The organism is Kitasatospora sp. NPDC036993, from assembly GCF_055607525.1.
Window position 1 is genome coordinate 322,526 of record NZ_JBVJRP010000007.1, and the last position, 16,087, is coordinate 338,612.

At 73.4% G+C, this 16,087-nt stretch carries 15 protein-coding genes; 8 read left to right on the forward strand and 7 right to left on the reverse strand.

Annotation, left to right across the window (positions count from 1 at the left end):
- Nucleotides 1-12: 12 nt before the first annotated feature.
- Genes ACZ7C5_RS17615 through ACZ7C5_RS17625 form a run of 3 tightly spaced genes read right to left on the reverse strand, consistent with a single transcriptional unit; the run spans nucleotide 13 to nucleotide 3,208 of the window.
- On the reverse strand, nucleotides 13-1,104 hold the full coding sequence (locus ACZ7C5_RS17615) for an MGDG synthase family glycosyltransferase (RefSeq protein WP_401084235.1): 1,092 nt from the start codon (nucleotides 1,102-1,104) through the stop codon (nucleotides 13-15).
- Between the two features lie 12 nt (nucleotides 1,105-1,116).
- Complete coding sequence (locus tag ACZ7C5_RS17620) at nucleotides 1,117-2,061, reverse strand: NAD-dependent epimerase/dehydratase family protein (protein WP_401084238.1); 945 nt, start codon at nucleotides 2,059-2,061, stop codon at nucleotides 1,117-1,119.
- Nucleotides 2,062-2,083: 22 nt separating this feature from the next.
- On the reverse strand, nucleotides 2,084-3,208 hold the full coding sequence (locus ACZ7C5_RS17625) for a DegT/DnrJ/EryC1/StrS family aminotransferase (protein WP_401084241.1): 1,125 nt from the start codon (nucleotides 3,206-3,208) through the stop codon (nucleotides 2,084-2,086).
- 379 nt (nucleotides 3,209-3,587) lie between these two features.
- Here ACZ7C5_RS17625 and ACZ7C5_RS17630 point away from each other — a divergent pair, with 379 nt between their 5' ends.
- The 3 genes from ACZ7C5_RS17630 to ACZ7C5_RS17640 all read left to right on the forward strand — a co-directional run bounded on the left by ACZ7C5_RS17630 (nucleotide 3,588) and on the right by ACZ7C5_RS17640 (nucleotide 8,124).
- Nucleotides 3,588-5,789 carry an MMPL family transporter gene (locus ACZ7C5_RS17630; RefSeq protein ID WP_470322886.1) on the forward strand — a complete coding sequence of 734 codons (2,202 nt, stop codon included), beginning with the start codon at nucleotides 3,588-3,590 and terminating at the stop codon, nucleotides 5,787-5,789.
- Nucleotides 5,790-6,097: 308 nt separating this feature from the next.
- Entirely contained in the window at nucleotides 6,098-7,450 is a 1,353-nt protein-coding gene (locus tag ACZ7C5_RS17635; protein WP_401084247.1) for a sensor histidine kinase, read from the forward strand.
- Entirely contained in the window at nucleotides 7,447-8,124 is a 678-nt protein-coding gene (locus tag ACZ7C5_RS17640; RefSeq protein WP_188301033.1) for a response regulator transcription factor, read from the forward strand. Before ACZ7C5_RS17635 ends, ACZ7C5_RS17640 begins: the two co-directional genes overlap by 4 nt.
- 223 nt (nucleotides 8,125-8,347) lie before the next feature.
- On the opposite strand, the gene ACZ7C5_RS17645 is transcribed toward ACZ7C5_RS17640, so the two are convergent.
- On the reverse strand, nucleotides 8,348-9,139 hold the full coding sequence (locus ACZ7C5_RS17645; protein WP_401084525.1) for an SAM-dependent methyltransferase: 792 nt from the start codon (nucleotides 9,137-9,139) through the stop codon (nucleotides 8,348-8,350).
- A 276-nt stretch (nucleotides 9,140-9,415) separates the two neighbouring features.
- Between ACZ7C5_RS17645 and ACZ7C5_RS17650 the strand changes: the two genes are divergently transcribed.
- The 4 genes from ACZ7C5_RS17650 to ACZ7C5_RS17665 all read left to right on the forward strand — a co-directional run bounded on the left by ACZ7C5_RS17650 (nucleotide 9,416) and on the right by ACZ7C5_RS17665 (nucleotide 12,840).
- Nucleotides 9,416-9,763 carry a PRC-barrel domain-containing protein gene (locus ACZ7C5_RS17650; protein ID WP_401084251.1) on the forward strand — a complete coding sequence of 116 codons (348 nt, stop codon included), beginning with the start codon at nucleotides 9,416-9,418 and terminating at the stop codon, nucleotides 9,761-9,763.
- Between the two features lie 157 nt (nucleotides 9,764-9,920).
- Nucleotides 9,921-10,187, forward strand: a complete 267-nt coding sequence (locus ACZ7C5_RS17655; RefSeq protein ID WP_188301031.1) for a metal-sensitive transcriptional regulator — start codon at nucleotides 9,921-9,923, stop codon at nucleotides 10,185-10,187.
- Between the two features lie 273 nt (nucleotides 10,188-10,460).
- Nucleotides 10,461-11,897 (forward strand): endonuclease/exonuclease/phosphatase family protein, encoded by a 1,437-nt coding sequence (locus ACZ7C5_RS17660; RefSeq protein ID WP_470322887.1) that lies wholly within the window; start codon nucleotides 10,461-10,463, stop codon nucleotides 11,895-11,897.
- A gap of 94 nt (nucleotides 11,898-11,991) precedes the next feature.
- Nucleotides 11,992-12,840: an alkaline phosphatase family protein gene (locus ACZ7C5_RS17665; protein ID WP_470322888.1), complete on the forward strand. Its 849-nt coding sequence runs from the start codon at nucleotides 11,992-11,994 to the stop codon at nucleotides 12,838-12,840.
- Nucleotides 12,841-13,124: 284 nt separating this feature from the next.
- Here ACZ7C5_RS17665 and ACZ7C5_RS17670 read toward each other — a convergent pair whose 3' ends face one another.
- Nucleotides 13,125-13,463: a hypothetical protein gene (locus ACZ7C5_RS17670; protein ID WP_470322889.1), complete on the reverse strand. Its 339-nt coding sequence runs from the start codon at nucleotides 13,461-13,463 to the stop codon at nucleotides 13,125-13,127.
- A gap of 161 nt (nucleotides 13,464-13,624) precedes the next feature.
- Here ACZ7C5_RS17670 and ACZ7C5_RS17675 point away from each other — a divergent pair, with 161 nt between their 5' ends.
- On the forward strand, nucleotides 13,625-13,876 hold the full coding sequence (locus ACZ7C5_RS17675; RefSeq protein WP_329875929.1) for a winged helix-turn-helix domain-containing protein: 252 nt from the start codon (nucleotides 13,625-13,627) through the stop codon (nucleotides 13,874-13,876).
- A gap of 109 nt (nucleotides 13,877-13,985) precedes the next feature.
- Here the strand turns inward: ACZ7C5_RS17675 and tgmC are convergent, their stop codons facing one another.
- Entirely contained in the window at nucleotides 13,986-15,119 is a 1,134-nt protein-coding gene (tgmC, locus tag ACZ7C5_RS17680) for an ATP-grasp peptide maturase system methyltransferase (protein WP_470322890.1), read from the reverse strand.
- Nucleotides 15,116-16,087 (reverse strand): ATP-grasp ribosomal peptide maturase, encoded by a 972-nt coding sequence (gene tgmB, locus ACZ7C5_RS17685; protein WP_470322891.1) that lies wholly within the window; start codon nucleotides 16,085-16,087, stop codon nucleotides 15,116-15,118. Before tgmB ends, tgmC begins: the two co-directional genes overlap by 4 nt.

Below are 16,087 nucleotides of genomic sequence, written 5' to 3' on the forward strand. Positions count from 1 at the left end.
CGCCTGCCGCGGCTACCCCAGCCCCACCCTCCGCAGCGCCGCCCCGAACCCCGCCTGCCACGCCGCCGGTGTCGCGCCGACGGACGGCGCGGGCTCGGGGCGGCCGAGCGCGGCCAGGGCGTTGCGGACCACCTCGGCCGGGCGGGCGGTGGCGACATCGGCGTGGCCGAGTTCCAGCTCGTGCTGGAGGTTGTCGCGCCCGTGCCCCTGCACCACGTCGAGGAGCAGCAGCCGCCGCCCCAGGGCGCGGGCCTCGCTGCAGGTGTCGCCCGAGCTGGTGACCACCAGGTCGGCGGCGGCCATCAGCGCGGGGACGCGGTCGGTGTACCCGTAGGGGTGCAGCCGGGGCTCCCGGCGCGCGGCGGCCCGCAGCCGGCGCTCCAGTTCCCGGTTGCGCCCTGCCACCGCGAGCACGTGCGGCCCGGCGGCGGCCAGCGAGGCGGCGGTGCGGGCGAGCGGGCCGAGCCCCCAGGAGCCCGACATCAGCAGCACGCACCGGGCGCCCGCCGGCACGCCCAGCTCCGCCCGGGCCGCGGCCCGCTCCGGCGGCCGGTAGAACGGCTCCCGCAGCGGCGCGGGCACGACGGCGATGTCGGCGTCCGGCAGGTACCGCCGCACCGCGCACCCGGCGACCTGTGAGGTGACCAGGAACAGGTCCGTCCCCTCCTGCACCCAGAGCCGGTGGGGCGTCACGTCGGTGCAGAACACGAAGTGCCGGAACTCCCGTTCCGGCGCCTGCCGCAGCAGCCGGTTGACGGCCGAGGTCGCGGTGGCGAACACCGAGACCACCAGCTGCGGCCGCTGCGCCTCGATCAGCTCCCGCAGCGCGGGGACCAGCCGGCCGCGCGCCGCCGCGTCGGCGAGCAGCGCGATCCTGGCGCCCGGCCGCAGCGCCGAGAAGTGGAAGGCGTCGTACACCCCGGGCAGGTCGAGCAGCCGGCGGAACACCGCCTCCCCGGCCGCGCCCGAGCGCCGGCCGAGCAGGGCCATCGCGTCCACGGTGCGGGTGGTCCAGCCGCGCTCGCGCAGGGTGTCCGCGCAGGCCTGGGCCATCACGTCGTGGCCCTGCCCGAGCGATCCCGAGACCAGCAGGGCGTGCGGCATCGGGCGGCCCCGTCAGCCGGCGGCGGCCGAGCCGAGCGAGGCCCGGTACCAGTCCGCGTACCGGCGCACGCCGTCGGTGAAGTTGGTGCTCGGCGACCAGCCCAGCAGCCGCTTGGCCTGCGCCGAGGAGATCCGCCGCCCCGCGTAGTCGGCCTTCCGCCCGTCGATGTGCTCGATGGTGACGGGCCCGAGCAGTCCGTCCACGGTGTCGGCGATGTCCCGTACCGAGACGGCCGTCGAGCCCTCCAGCGCGAAGGTCTGGTCCTCGGCGGCGGGGGAGAGGGCCCGCACGTGGGCGTCGGCGAGGTCCTCGACGTAGACGAAGTTGCGGCTCTGCCGGCCGTCGCCGGCGATGGTGATCGGCCGCCCGGCCAGCGCGGCCTGGACGAACCGGGCGACGACCAGTTCGTCGCGCATCCTGGGCCCGTACGGGATGCCGTAGCGCAGGATGGTGAAGTGCTGCCCGTAGAGCTCGCGGTAGCTGTGCACCAGCATCTCGGCGGCGAGCTTGGTGGCCACGTACAGGTGGCCGCTGTGCTCCAGCCCGATCGGCACGTGCTCGTCCAACTCCTGCTCGCCGCTGTCGAGTTGCTCGTCGGCGAGGGCGGCTCCGTAGACCCAGACGGTGCTCGCCAGCACGGTCCGGCTCAGACCGCTGCGCCGGGCGGCCTCCAGGACGGCCTCGGTGCCGTCGATGTTGGTCCGCACCGCGCGGACCGGGTCGGCGCAGACCCGCTCGACATCGGCCATCGCGGCCAGGTGGTAGACCACCTCGCTGCCGGCCAGCGCCGCGGTGAGCGCCTTGAGGTCGAGGACGTCGAGCCGCGCGTGCTCGGCGTCCGGGTTGAGGTACTTGTCGGTGGTGTCCACCGCGAGGACGTCGTGGCCGGCCGCGATCAGGTGGTCCACGACGTGTGAGCCGATGAATCCGCAGCCCCCGGTGACGGCTATCCGCACGATCTTGCTCCCTTCGCTCCGGCTATCCGGCCAGGTGCCGGTACACCGCGGAGACGGCGTCGATCACCTGCTCCGTCTCGTCCTCGGTCATGTCGGAGTGCACCGGCAGGCAGACCTGCCGCGCGCAGACGTCCTCGGCCACCGGCAGCGGCCCGCGCCGGTACGGGGCGAGCACCGGCTGGAGGTGCAGCGGCAGGTCGTAGACCTCGCCGGACAGCCGCACCCCGTGCTCCTCGGCCAGCGTCCGCTTGAACTCCGCGCGGTCCACCCCGGCCGGCAGCAGCGCCACGTACTTGTAGTAGTTGCCGCGGCAACCGGGCGGTTCCAGCACCGGGTCGAGCCCGTCCAGCCCGGACAGCGCCGTGTCGTAGCGGCGGGCGACGGCCCGGCGGGTCTCGATGAACTCCTTCAGCCGGCGCAGGTGCACCGCGCCGATCGCGGCGTGCGGCTCGCTCATCCGCCAGGAGTAGCCGAGCCTCACGTGGTGGTTGGTGGTGAACGAGCCCTTGCCCTGGTCGCGGTAGATCCGGGCCTCGTCGCGCAGCTCCGGAGACTCGGTCAGGATCATCCCGCCCTCGCCGCTGGTGGTGACCTTGGTCGGGTAGAAGGAGAAGGCCCCGGCCAGGCCGAAGGTCCCGGCGGCACGCCCCTCGAAGCTGCTGCCGTGGGCGTGCGCGGCGTCCTCGACCAGCGGGATGCCGCGCCGGTCGCAGAGCGCCCGCAGGGCGTGCACCTGCGGGCCGACCAGCCCGCCGACGTGCACCAGGACGACCGCGGCGGTGTCCGGGGTGAGCGCCGCCTCCAGGGCCTCGGGGGAGAGCGCGAGGGTGGCCGGGTCGACGTCGGCGAACACCGGCCGCCCGCCCGCGTGAACCACCGCGCCGGCGGTCGCGTAGAAGGTGACGGCGGGGACGACCACGTCGCGGCCCCGGACGTCGACGCTGCGCAGGATCACCTCCAGCGCCGCCGTGCCGCTGCTCACCGCGACGGCGTGCGAGGCGCCGTGCTCGGCGGCGAAGGCCTGCTCGAAGCGCCCGGTCCACGGACCGAGGGTCAGCGCGCCGGTGGTGAGCATCTCGGTCACCGCTTCGGCGACCGCCGCGCGGTCGCTCTCGTCGAACACGATGCGGGCGGCTGGAACGCCCATGGGGCACCTCCGGCGGCGGGCTGCGCGAGCAGCACCGATCGGGACGGATCCTCCCGAACCGCACGTCAGCGGACGGGTCAGGCACATCACGCTACTTCGCCCACCGGGCCGCGGCCCGCCGTCGAGGCCCGCGCGGGTGACCGGATCTGCTTCCGTCGCAGGTCCGGGCCCTACTTCCGGTGCCGGGCGTGCGCTCCTCCGTGCGGGGGATGGCACTACTGCGTCCGCAGTACGCAAACGGCCTGCACAGGGACGACGACGGAGCAGGGGCCGGCGATCAAGGATTGGTCATGCTGCGGCGGACCGCGTCCGCCAGGACCTCCGGCCGGCCGCGGCGCGTTCGTTCCCGAGAACCGCATCCGAAGGAGTCCGCTCTCCCGTGGCCACGTTCCTTTACAGCCTGGGCCGATGGGCCTTCGTCCGGCGCCGGCTGGTGACCTTCCTCTGGGTCGCCGTGCTGGCGGTCGGCGGAGTCCTGGCGGCCAAGGCGCCCGCCGCACCCGACGACGGCTTCGCGATGCCCGGTACGGAGGCGCAGAAGGCCTTCGACCTGATGAACGAGCGCTTCCCCGGCGGCCACGCCGACGGAGCCATGGCGCGCCTGGTGTTCGTCGCCCCCTCCGGCCAGAAGATCACCGCCGGGCCCAACCAGCAGGCGGTCGAGCGGACGGTCGACGAGGTCGCCCGGTCCCAGCAGGTCACCGGCGCGGTGAACCCGTTCAAGATGCAGGGCGCGGTCTCCCAGGACGGCACCACCGCCTACGCGACGGTCAACTACTCCGCCAAGGTCGGCGAGGTGTCCAAGGAGGCCACCGACACCCTGGAGCAGGCCGCCCAGCACGGCCGGGACGCGGGGCTCAAGGTCGAGATCGGCGGCACCGCGCTGATGGCCAAGCCCGACGCGGGCGGCAGCAGCGAGGCGATCGGCATGGCGCTGTCCGCCGTCGTCCTGGTGATCACCTTCGGCTCGCTGCTCGCGGCCGGCCTGCCGCTGCTCACGGCGGTGATCGGCGTGGGCCTCGGCATGGCGCTGATCACCGCGCTCGGCAGCACGCTGGGGCTCTCCGCCACCACCGGCACGCTCGCGATGATGCTCGGCCTCGCCGTCGGCATCGACTACGCGGTGTTCATCGTCTCCCGCTACCGCGCCGAACTCGCCGAGGGCCGTACGCCCCAGGAGGCGGCGGGCCGGGCCGTCGGCACCGCGGGGTCCGCGGTGGTCTTCGCCGGCCTCACCGTGGTGATCGCGCTCGCCGGCCTCTCCGTGGTCGGCATCCCGATCCTGGCCAAGATGGGCATGGCCGCCGCCGGGACGGTCGTGATCGCCGTGCTGGTCGCGCTCACCCTGGTCCCCGCGCTGCTCGGCTTCCTCGGCCGCAAGGTGCTGCCCCGCAAGGCCCGCAAGGCGGGCGCCGCGGCGGCCCCGGCCGCGAAGGAGAACGGCGGCGCCCGCTGGGCCCGCTTCATCCTGCGCCGTCCGCTCGCGGTGCTGCTCGGCGGCGTGATCGCGCTCGGCGTGCTCGCCGCCCCCGCGCTCGACCTGCGGCTCGGCCTTCCGGGCGACGAGTCCAAGCCCACCTCCACCACCCAGCGCCGCGCCTACGACCTGCTCTCCGAGGGCTTCGGTCCCGGCTTCAACGGCCCGCTGACGGTCATGGTGGACGCCAAGGGCGTCGCCGACCCGAAGGCCGCCGCGAACGAGGTCGCCAAGAAGGTCTCCGGCCTGCCCGGGGTCGTCGCGGTGACGCCGCCGATGTTCAACAAGGAGGGCGACACCGCCCTGCTGAACGCCGTTCCCGCGACCGGTCCGAGCGAGGCCGAGACCAAGGACATCGTGCACGCCATCCGCGGCGACGCGGCCGGCCTGAAGACGGCCACCGGGGCCACGGTCCTGGTCAGCGGCACCACGGCGATGAACATCGACGTCTCCCAGAAGATGTCCGACGCGCTGCTGCCGTACCTCACCGTGGTGGTCGGCCTCGCCGTTCTCCTGCTGCTGGTGGTCTTCCGCTCCGTCCTCGTCCCGCTGAAGGCGGCCCTCGGCTTCCTGCTCTCGGTGGTCGCCGCGCTCGGCGCCGTGGTCGCGGTCTTCCAGTGGGGCTGGCTGGCGAGCCTGATCGGGGTGGAGCAGACCGGCCCGGTGATGAGCATGATGCCGATCTTCATGATCGGTGTGGTCTTCGGCCTCGCCATGGACTACGAGGTGTTCCTGGTCACCCGGATCCGTGAGGGCTTCGTCCACGGCGAGGAGCCCGGCGAGGCGATCGTCACCGGTTTCCGGCACAACGCCCGGGTGGTCACCGCAGCGGCCCTCATCATGATCGCCGTCTTCGCGGGCTTCATCGGGATGAACGAGCCGATGATCAAGATGATGGGTCTGGGCCTGGCCGCGGCCGTCGCCTTCGACGCCTTCATCGTCCGGATGGCCATCGTCCCGGCCGTCCTCGCCCTGCTCGGCCGCCGAGCCTGGTGGCTGCCGCGCTGGCTCGACCGGCTGATACCGGACGTCGACGTCGAGGGCAGCAAGCTGGAGGCCGCCGCCCCCGAGCAGGCTCAGGCCAGGGAGTCGGTCACCGTCTAGACCGGTGCCGCCCGGTCCGGCCCGGATCCACCCGGGCCGGTCCTGGCACCACCCCGGACCCGGCCTGGCACCACCCCGGACCCGGCCTGGCACCACCCCGGACCCGGCCAGGCACCGCCACGGCCGGGTCCGGTCACATCCGGCTCGGACACCGGTTCGAGCCCAACCGTTACCGTTGCTGTCGGAGGCCACCGCCCGTCGCGGAGGCCTCCGACCAGGACCGCCACCCCCACCGGGGCCCGCGCGGCACGAACCGGTGCCGCCCGGCGAGGGCGCGGCCAGGGCAACCCGACCCGGAGAGCACGAGCATGAGCGACATCTGGCAGCGTCTGCGCCGCGACCATCCGCGGCTGCTCGACATCGCCGGAGGCGCGGCCCTGATCACGGTCACCGGCCTCGGAGCCACCATCGACCAGAGCGGCGGCCGCTACACCGGACTCGACCCGCTCACCGGTGCCATCGCGCTGGGCGCCGCCACCGCCGTCTTCGCCCACCGCCGCCACCCGCGCGCGGTGGTCGCCGTCACGCTGCTCTGCACCGTGCTGCTCACCTCCACCAGCCCCCGGCTCAGCCCGGCCCTGGCCGCCCCGCTGCTGGTCGCGCTCTACTGCCTCGCCGTCCGCACCGACCGGGCCACCGCGCTGCGCGCCTCGATCGCCACCGCCGTCCTGCTCACCGGGATGGCGCTGCTGTTCGGCCCGAGCGGCCCGCTCGGCGAACGGCTCGGCGTCCTCGCCTGGGCCCTGCTGCCCGGCGCCCTCGGCGACTCCATCCGCAACCGCCGCGCCCACCTCGCGGCCATCGAGGAGCGCGCCGAACGGGCCGAGCGCACCCGCGAGGAGGAGGCCCTCCGGCGGGTCGCCGACGAGCGGATCCGGATCGCCCGCGACCTGCACGACGTGGTCGCCCACCACATCGCCCTCGCCAACGCCCAGGCCGGCATCGCCGTCCACCTCATGGACAGCCACCCCGTCCAGGCCCGCGAGGTGCTCAGCCACATCACCGACGCCACCGGCTCGGCCCTCCAGGAACTGCGCGCCACCGTCGGCCTGCTGCGCCGCGCCGAGGAGCCCGCCCCGCTCGAACCCACCCCCGGGCTCGACCGGCTGCCCGAGCTGATCAACACCTTCGAGCGGGCCGGCCTGCCGGTCCGGCTCACCGTCGAGGGGGAGGCCCGCCCGCTGTCGCCCGGCGTCGGCCTCACCGCCTTCCGGATCGTCCAGGAGTCGCTGACCAACGTGGCCAAGCACGCCCACGGCGCCGACGCCCAGATCACCCTCGCCTACAGCGGCAGCCGGGTCGCGGTCAGCGTCGCCAACGGCCGTCCGACCGCGACCGGCCGCCCCCGCGCCGTCCCGCTGCCCCGGCACCCCCCGAGCGAGAGCGGCTTCGGCCTGATCGGCATGCGCGAGCGGGCCGGCGCGGTCGGCGGCCGGCTCAGCGCCGACCGGCGGCCCGACGGGGGCTTCCTGGTCACCGCCGAACTGCCGCTGCGCACCGGCGCCCGCGACGAGGGCCCCGAGGCGGTCACCGCCGCCGACCTGGCCCGCGCAGCCCAGGCCGCGCGCACCGCCCGCACCGATCGCCCCGCACCAGCCGAAGGACAGGACCGCACCGCCCGAGCGGACGCCGCGGTCCGAGAGGACAGGGACCACGCATGACCATCCGGGTACTGCTCGCCGACGACCAGGCCCTCCTGCGCGGCGCCTTCCGCATGCTGATCGACGCGGAGGAGGACATGGAGGTGGTCGGCGAGGCCGCCGACGGCCGGGAGGCCGTCGCGCTCGCCCGGGCCACCAGGCCCGACGTGGTGCTGATGGACATCCGGATGCCCGGCGCCGACGGCCTCGGCGCCACCGCCGAGATCTGCGGGGACGCGGAGCTGTCCGGCACCAGGGTGCTCATCCTCACCACCTTCGAGATCGACGAGTACGTGGCCCAGGCGCTGCGTGCCGGCGCCGGGGGCTTCCTCGGCAAGGGGGCCGACCCGAAGGAGCTGCTCGCCGCCGTCCGCACCGTCGCGGCGGGCGACGCACTGCTCTCGCCCGCCGCCACCCGGGCCGTGATCGACCAGCTCCTGGCCCAGCCCGAACCGGCGTCCGGCGCCCTCACCAGCGAGCGGCTGGCCGTCCTCACCGCCCGGGAGCGCGAGGTGATGTCGATGGCCGCCACCGGCCTCACCAACGAGGAGATCGCCGAGCGGATGTTCGTCAGTCCCTTCACCGTCCGCACCCACGTCCACCGGGCGATGTCCAAGCTCGACGCCCGCGACCGGGCCCAGCTCGTCGCCATCGCCTACCAGACCGGCCTGGTCCCGCCCGGCCGCCCGCTCTGAGTGGTCTGAGCGGTCTCCGGGCACCGAGGGGTCACTCCCGGCCGCGCTCCGCCCCCGGGCGTGCCCGTAGCGGTCCGGCGGGTGCCCCATCAGGTGCTCCACCCACGCGCGTTCGGCGCCCCCGCGGTGATGGCCCGGCTGTCCGCTCCGGTCCAGGCGGTCCGGACCACCACGCGGAATCCGGCGGCGGCGTGGGCCCGGCCCGCGGCCCGCGCGAGTGCCGTCAGGGCTTGCGGGCCACCGCGCCGTACATGCTGACCCGGTCGGCACCGTGGGCGGGGGTGGTCTCGGGGCGCCAGAGGGGGACGGTGGTCACGCCGGGGTCGAGGAGGTCGAGCCCCTCGAAGAAGGCCAGGACCTCCTCGCGGGAGCGGCCGACGAGCGGCGCGGTGGCCTTGTCGTAGACGCCGGTGACGCGGTCGCGGATCTCGGACGGGATGAAGTCGGCGGTGCCGTGCGAGAGGACCAGGTGGCTGCCGGAGGGCAGGGCGTCCAGCAGGGTGCCGAGGGCCTGGTACGGCTTGTCCTCGTCCCGCAGGAAGTGGAGGACCGCGGCGAGGACGAGTCCGACCGGGCGGGAGAAGTCGAGCAGTCCCACTGCCCGGACGGTGTCCAGCAGGGCGGCGGGCTCGCGCAGGTCGGCCCGGATGACGGCGGTGCGGCCGGGGCCCGAGCCGGCCATCAGGGCGCGGGCGTGGCTGAGCACGATCGGGTCGTTGTCCACGTAGACGACCCGCGCGCCCGGCCTGGCCGCCTGGGCGATCTCGTGGGTGTTGCCGGCGGTCGGGATGCCGGTGCCGACGTCGAGGAACTGCTCGGTGCCGAGGGCGGCGACGCACCGCACCGCGCGGGTCAGGAAACCCCGGTTGGCGCGGGCCGTGGAGCGGAACTCCGGGTTGGCGGCGAGCGCCTTCTCGGCGGCGGCGCGGTCGGCGGGGAAGTTGTCCTTCCCGCCGAGGTAGTAGTCGTACATCCGGGCCGGGTGCGGCACGTCGGGCCGCAGGTCGGCCGGCATCCCGGCCTCGCCGGACTCCCGCATGTTCTCGTATCCCACGGCTGCCGTCTCCTCCGCCCAGACACCACTGGTGATCAACTCGCTGTCCTGCTGGCGGCCAGCCTAAAGCCCAGGTCACGGCCTCGGTGCCGGTTGGCCGGGTCACCCCCGTATGTCCCTTTCGTCGGGCGGGCCGGGCACACGTCCTCGCCGCGCGCCTCCGCCGGTGGCGGCGCAGGATGGGAGGCCGGGGCAGTGGAACAGTCGGGGACGGGAGGCGGGGCCGTGGGAATCGCAATGGCAGACATCCGCGAGTGGCGCGGCCACGCCGTGGTCGACGACAAGGGCCACCGCATCGGTTCGCTGGAGTCCGTCTACGTGGAGACGGCCAGTGACGAGCCGTTCTTCGCCACCGTGGCGGTCGGCTTCGCCGGACGGCGCCGGCTGGTGTTCGTCCCGCTGGACGGGGCGGTGGCCGGGCCGGACTACGTCCGGGTGGTGTACCCCCGCAACCAGGTCAAGCAGGCCCCGGCGATCGGTACCGACGACGTGCTGCCCGCCGAGGACGAGCCGGCCGTCTTCGCGCACTACGAGCTCCCGTACGAGACCGGGGCAGGCGGGGAGCGCCGGCTGGCCCGCCGCTGAGACGACCGGGGCCGCCGGGACCAGCGGGACCGGTAGGGCTGGTGGGATCGGTGGGACGACCGGGACCGCCGAGCCGGGCACGACGTTCGCCACCCGGGAATGAATACCCCGCCGGGTACACTTGTCCATCGACAGTCGATGGGAAAGGCGGCCCGACATGCAGGTGGACGAGGAAGCGGTCGGCGCGGTCCTGAACCGGCTGCGTCGCGCGCAGGGCCAGTTGGCCGGAGTGATCGCGATGATCGAGGCGGGCCGGGACTGCAAGGACGTGGTCACCCAGCTCGCCGCCGTCTCGCGCGCCCTCGACCGGGCGGGGTTCAAGATCGTCGCGAGTGGCATGCGCCAGTGCATGGCCGCCGCCGACGAGGGCGCCTCGCCGATGAGCGAGGCCGAGCTGGAGAAGCTCTTCCTCGCGCTGGCCTGACCGGCGCGCAGCCTCGGGAGCATGGTCCGGCGAGGGCCGTGGTGGGCGGATCCACCACGGCCCTCGCCGCGTCCCCACCGAAGTTCCCGCACCGCCCGACACTCCGTCACACGTCGTTCATGCGCAGGTCGCCGGCCTTCGGGTGAATGAGGGCCGCCCGCAGTTGTACAGCCAACTGCGCGCCTCCTTCTCCCAGCCTCCGTGACCAGCCGTACCCGGCCCCGGCTTGCCGTCCCCCGGCGGACCCGGCCCCGGGCGGCGGACAGGACAACCGTGGCCGCAGGCAGCACCCTGACCCTCACCTCCTCCACCAACCCCACCGAAGGCGACCGGCTCACCTTCCGCTGGACCACCGACGCCCCCGACGCCAAGAACTGGGTCGGCATCTACGACGGCGACCGCCCGCCCGGCAACGGCAGTTCGCTGCTGTGGAAGTACACCGCCAGTGCGTCGGGCGACGTCCAGCTCGACACCTCCGCGCTGACCGGCGGCCCGTACACCGCCTACCTGCTGGCCAAGGACGGTTACGGGATCCTCGCCCGCACCGAGCCGTTCAGCTTCCGCCCCAAGCCCGCCGTCGTCCGCCCGCACGCCGCCGTCGACTCGTTCACCGCCACGCCGGTGGCCCCGGGCTCCGCCGTGACGGTCCGGCTGGGCGGCCTCTGGTCCCGCCCGGCCGGCAACCCGGCCGGCTCCGCCGGCTACCGCAAGGTCAGCGGGCCGGCCTGGGCCACGGTCAGCGCCGACGGCACGCTCACCGGCACCGCCACCGCCACCCCCGGCGGGAACCCCGAGCCGGTCGTCGTCGGCGTCAGGGACAGCGCGGGCGCCACCGACACCGTCACCGTCCTGGTCCCGGTGGTGGACCCGGCCGCCCCGCCGCGGCTCAAGGCCGCCAGCTGGAACCTGCACGACGCGGGCGCGGCCCACACCGACGCGCTGGAGAAGCAGCTGCGGGTGGTCCTCGCCCAGGGCCTGGACGTGCTCGGCCTCCAGGAGACCGCGGGGGAGCGGGCCAAGTCCCTGGCCGACGCCCTCGGCTGGTACGCCTACCAGAGCCCGGGCAGCATCGGCATCCTCAGCCGCCACCCGCTCACCGACGTCACCGCGCCGACCGCCGAGCTGCCCGCCGCCGCGGCCACCCTCCGGCTGCCCGGCGGCCGCAGCGTCCGCTTCTGGGCCGCCCACCTGGACGAGGCGGGCTACGGCCCGTACGCCGTCCAGGACGGCCGGACCGCCGCCGAGGTGGTCGCCGCCGAGAACGGCTCGCTGCGGCTGAAGCAGGCCGACGCGCTGGCCGCCGCCGTGCGCGCGGACATCGCCCGGCGCACCCCGGTGGTGCTGGCCGGCGCGCTCGCCTCGCCCTCGCACCGGGACTGGACGGCCGCCACCGCCGCCGCCCACCAGGGGATCGGCGCGCTCGCCTGGCCGGTCACCGTGGCCCTCCAGGGCGCCGGACTGACCGACACCTTCCGCGAGGAGAACCGCGACCCGGTCAAGGCACCCGGCACCACCTGGTCGCCCACCCGCAAGCGGCGCGGCGACCGCCCCGAGCCGCAGGACCGGACCGACTACGTCCAGTACGCGGGCCCGCTGAAGCTGGTCGAGGCGCACACCCTGGTCGCCGACTGGCCGCAGCCCGAGCCCGGTGCCGCCGGCAACGAATGGCCCTCCGACACCGCCGCCGCGGTCGCCACCTTCCAGCTCTGAGCGCCGCCGGCTCCCGGATCCCCTGGGCTCCCAAGCCCCCCCGGCACTCCGCTCCCCGGCTCCCAGACTCCCCGCCCCGAGAGGCCAGTTCGTCATGTCCGAGCTCTCCCGCCGCACCTTCGTCGGCGCCACCGCGGCCGCCGGCGCCACCGCCCTGACCGGCCTGACGGCCACCCAGGCCGCCGCCGCCCCGGGCCCCGCGGCCCCTGCCCCCGCCGCCAAGCCGGGCGCCCAGCTCACCGGCACCGTCGAGGACGTCAGGCACGTCGTCGTCCTGATGCAGGAGAACCGTTCCTTCGACCACTACTTCGGCACCCTGGCCGGCGTCCGCGGCTTCGGTGACAAGCAGGCGCTCCAGTTCCCCGACGGCGCCGACGTGTTCCGCCAGCCCGACGGCCGGCGCAGCGACGGCGGAGTGATGCTGCCGTACCGGATGGACACCGCCAAGTACAACGCGCAGAACGCCGGCGGCCTCCCGCACGACTGGGCCACCGGCCACCAGGCCATCAACAACGGCGCGATGAACAAGTGGATCGCCGCCAAGGGCGAGCGCACCATGGGCTACTTCACCCGGGACGACATCCCCTACCAGTACGCCCTGGCCGACGCGTTCACCGTCTGCGACGCCTACTTCACCTCGCTGGCGGGCCCGACCGACCCCAACCGCCTCTACCTGTGGACCGGCACCTCCGGCCCCGGCCGCGACGGCACCACCGGCCCGTGGATCGACAACACCCCGGTCACCGACAACCCCGTCGCCGACTGGACCACCTACGCCGAGCGCCTGGAGGCGGCCGGCGTCAGCTGGCGCGTCTACCACAACCCCAGCAAGGACGACCGCACCGGCGACTACGACGACAACGCGCTGGCCAACTTCCCCTTTGCAGTGTTTGAAACCCCGTCCGGGCCAAGTCCCGAACGGGGCTGGTGTCTTGCGGTCTAGCGGTCGAACGTCACGTCAACCTCGGTTACTGCCGGGGCAGTTCAGCGAGCACGCCCACAGCGTGTACCCGGGGCCGCTGGCGGCTTCCTGGTGGCCGATCGGGACCGGGGTAGGGGCCGGACCCTTGCACCGGGCGCAGTGCACCGGAGCGAGGCGGGGCCACGTCTCGCCGTGGGCGTTCTCGTGGTCGTCGCCGTGGAACGGGCCACGACCGCACGGGGCGCCGTCGTACTGCCCAGGGCGAGGGGCCCCACACGTCGGCTTCTCGGTGGCGGCGAGGGTCATCACGCCACCACCCCGGCGAGGGTGTGCACACAGGGGAAGGCGCACCCGGTGTCCGGCACCTTCTCGGGAACCGTCCGCAATGCCTCGCGCCGCTCGTGCTCGCGCTGCATCTCGTCCAGCTCGGCGAGCCATGCCGCACGGTCGACGTAGGGACGTACCAGGGGGCTCGCGTTCCAGCTCTCCGGCTCGACCCACGGGGCGAGGCTCAGTCCGGTGGGAATGGCCCGGATCGGCTTCGGGGTGGGCTCGGGGGCGACCGGGGCGGCGCGGTGCTGTCCGTGGGCCGGTAGGACCAGCCGCAGGGCGGTACGCAGAGCACGGGCGATAAGGTGTCGCATGTTCGGTCAGCTCCCTAAAGCTGTCGGACGCTCGACCCCCGGAGCCGGTCCTAAGCGGCACCGGGGGTTCTTTCGTGTTCGACGGTAAAGCAACTCCTCTACCCTCGTCTACCTACGTATGCCAATAGCTCGGGATGTTGCCCGTTGTCTACCCTTGGCCCATGGCCTCGGAAATCGACTACGACGCACCCACCCCGCCGTACCAGCAGATTGCGGCGGAGATCATCCGCGACATTGAGTCCGGGGTACTCGCGGCGAACCGTCCGATCCCGTCCGAGTCGGCACTGATCCAGCGGTGGGGTGTGGCCCGGGACACGGCCCGTCGAGCGGTCCGGCATCTGCGCGAAGGCGGGTACGTCTACACCGTGCCGCAACGCGGGACGTACGTGGCCGAGCAGACCCCCGAAAAGTAGAAGGCCCCGCCCTGCCGGAGACCAGCGGGACGGGGCCGAGTTGGGCGCGAGAGTCGGCAAGGGTGGTTCTTCCATTGGCGCCCCTGCGTCCCGGCTCCGGGTATCCGGCTCAGATCGGCAGGTTCCAACCTGGACCGGCCTCGCTGCCGATCCACACGCGCTGGCCGAGGGGCGAGACCGTGATGCCGAAACCGTCCTGGTGGGGCTCGCCGGCCGCCTGCCAGGCTTCAACGGCGCTTTCCACTTGGTCCCAGAGTCGGAGCGGTCCGCGCTGAATCACGGTCCACCCTCCGTCAGGGTTGGGCATGGTCCGGGCCTGCGATCCCGTGGCCACGTCCGAGAGGATCTGTTGCCCGCCCGCACCCATCCGCTCGGCCGAGGGTGCCGCGAGCTGAGCCACCCAACCACCGGTCCACGTGCTGATGATCTCGGGATCGATCCGGCTCGGGCGTTCGTCGCCAGGCAGCAGCGCGAGACTTTGACGGGGCGGCCGGTCGTGCGGACGGGCGATCATGAAACTCGTCCACCCAGGCAGGAACCGGCCCGTGGCACTGCCGGGCTCGGTCACGGTGAGCAGCGCGAGGCCGAACCCGTACGACCAGCCGGAGAGGGTGACCAGGATCTTTCCGCCCGGCTTGACCTGGTAGAGCCACGGTTGCGGGATGTACCGAACCGAGCAGGTGGCAATGAGGCGGTCGTACTCGCCCCCGTCCGGGTCACCGAGCAGCCCGTCACCGATGATCAGCCGGGGTGCGTGTCCGGCGGACTTGAGTGCCGCAGCAGCCGCTTCCCCCACGGCCTGGTCGTACTCAATGCTGGTGATGTTGGCGTCCCCGAGGCGGTACGCACCAAGAGCGGTCGAGTAGCCGGTGCCGGTACCGATCTCCAACACCTGGTGCCCGGCCTCGGTGTCGAGCTGGTGCCACATGCGCAGCACCAGTGACGGCAGGGTGGACGACGAAGACGGCGAACCGCTCGCCGTACCGTCCTCGGGCCTGATACGGCCGTCGAGTTGGGTGATCAGGGTCTGATTCGTGTAGACGCCCGCCAGCCACCCGGTTTCGCCCTCTTGGACGGGCCGGTACTCGGTGGGGGCGGTCCCCTCCACGGGAAGGAAGTAGGACCCGACGAACAGTTCCCGGGGGACGGACTTGGCGGCGCGGTTCCACGCCGGATCGGTGACCATGTCGTCACCAGTGAACCCGTCCACCAGGGCGGCGCGGAGTTCGGCCGATGTGCTCACGTGTCGGGGCCTTTCTGTAGTTGGTCGGCGAGGGCGTCGGCGATAGCAGCAGTTGTCTCCGTCGGCTGCCATGCCCATTGGCCGTTTGCGTTGCACTCAAAGAAGTACCAGGAACCGTCAGAGGTCACGGCGAAGTCGAACGCGCCGTACACCAAACCGAGTTCGTCAAGGTAAGCCGCAACCGAACGTGCGACCGCCTCGGGAATCTCGATCGGGGCGCACGTCATCAGGTCTTGCCGGTAGCGCCAGTCAAGATCGGGGCTGTCCACGCGGACCCCGAACAGGCGGTCGCCTACGGCAGTCACCCGCACGTCGAACACCTTCGACACCTTGGCTTGGAACAGGTGCGGGCACAGGGACACGGAATCGGTGATCTCAGACGGGTCGACCCCGCGCACCCACACCTGTAGCAGGGCGCCCTCGGCATCCCGGTACCTGCTGTCCCACAACGGCTTGTAGACCGCGCCGCCAGGTTGGGAGGTGCAGAACTCCCGAGCTTCGTCCGGGTTCGCTGTGATGATCGTGTCTGGCACCAGGAACCCGTTTCGGCTCGCCGCCGAGAGCTGAGCCGGCTTGTACTCCGCATTGCGGATGCGCCACGGGTGGTTCACATAGTGCGCCCCGGGAAGTGACGCGAGGATGCCCCCGGTGCCCCAGAACCCCTGTGCGGCAGCGAACTTGCCCTCTTGCTCCGCCATCCCGGCAGGGGGGCCGTAGGGCGAGGGCCTGCGGACCCACACGGCCCGGACGTTGGACAGGTCGAGCGTCCGGCTTGCAGTGCGGAGGGAGCCCCGCTGTCCACCTGTCCCGTAGCGGGCGGACAGCGAGGCACCCTCGTGCAGATCGGCGCCGGGGTCGACACGGACGACCGGCACCCGGCGGTCAGCCAAGCGGCGTAACACCAGGTCCGCGGTCACGTCGTACGGGTTGGTGAGGACCAGTACGGCCCCGTCCCGATCCGGTGTCAT

What these genes read in the sequence shown, in the direction of transcription:
- ACZ7C5_RS17635 (WP_401084247.1), top strand. Translation starts at nt 6,098, where the DNA reads ATGAGCGACATCTGGCAGCGTCTGCGCCGCGACCATCCGCGGCTGCTC.
- ACZ7C5_RS17665 (WP_470322888.1), top strand. Translation starts at nt 11,992, where the DNA reads ATGTCCGAGCTCTCCCGCCGCACCTTCGTCGGCGCCACCGCGGCCGCC.
- ACZ7C5_RS17655 (WP_188301031.1), top strand. Translation starts at nt 9,921, where the DNA reads ATGCAGGTGGACGAGGAAGCGGTCGGCGCGGTCCTGAACCGGCTGCGT.
- ACZ7C5_RS17615 (WP_401084235.1), bottom strand. Translation starts at nt 1,104, where the DNA reads ATGCCGCACGCCCTGCTGGTCTCGGGATCGCTCGGGCAGGGCCACGAC.
- tgmB (WP_470322891.1), bottom strand. Translation starts at nt 16,087, where the DNA reads ATGACACCGGATCGGGACGGGGCCGTACTGGTCCTCACCAACCCGTAC.
- ACZ7C5_RS17625 (WP_401084241.1), bottom strand. Translation starts at nt 3,208, where the DNA reads ATGGGCGTTCCAGCCGCCCGCATCGTGTTCGACGAGAGCGACCGCGCG.
- ACZ7C5_RS17675 (WP_329875929.1), top strand. Translation starts at nt 13,625, where the DNA reads ATGGCCTCGGAAATCGACTACGACGCACCCACCCCGCCGTACCAGCAG.
- ACZ7C5_RS17670 (WP_470322889.1), bottom strand. Translation starts at nt 13,463, where the DNA reads ATGCGACACCTTATCGCCCGTGCTCTGCGTACCGCCCTGCGGCTGGTC.
- ACZ7C5_RS17650 (WP_401084251.1), top strand. Translation starts at nt 9,416, where the DNA reads ATGGCAGACATCCGCGAGTGGCGCGGCCACGCCGTGGTCGACGACAAG.
- ACZ7C5_RS17640 (WP_188301033.1), top strand. Translation starts at nt 7,447, where the DNA reads ATGACCATCCGGGTACTGCTCGCCGACGACCAGGCCCTCCTGCGCGGC.
- ACZ7C5_RS17645 (WP_401084525.1), bottom strand. Translation starts at nt 9,139, where the DNA reads ATGCCGGCCGACCTGCGGCCCGACGTGCCGCACCCGGCCCGGATGTAC.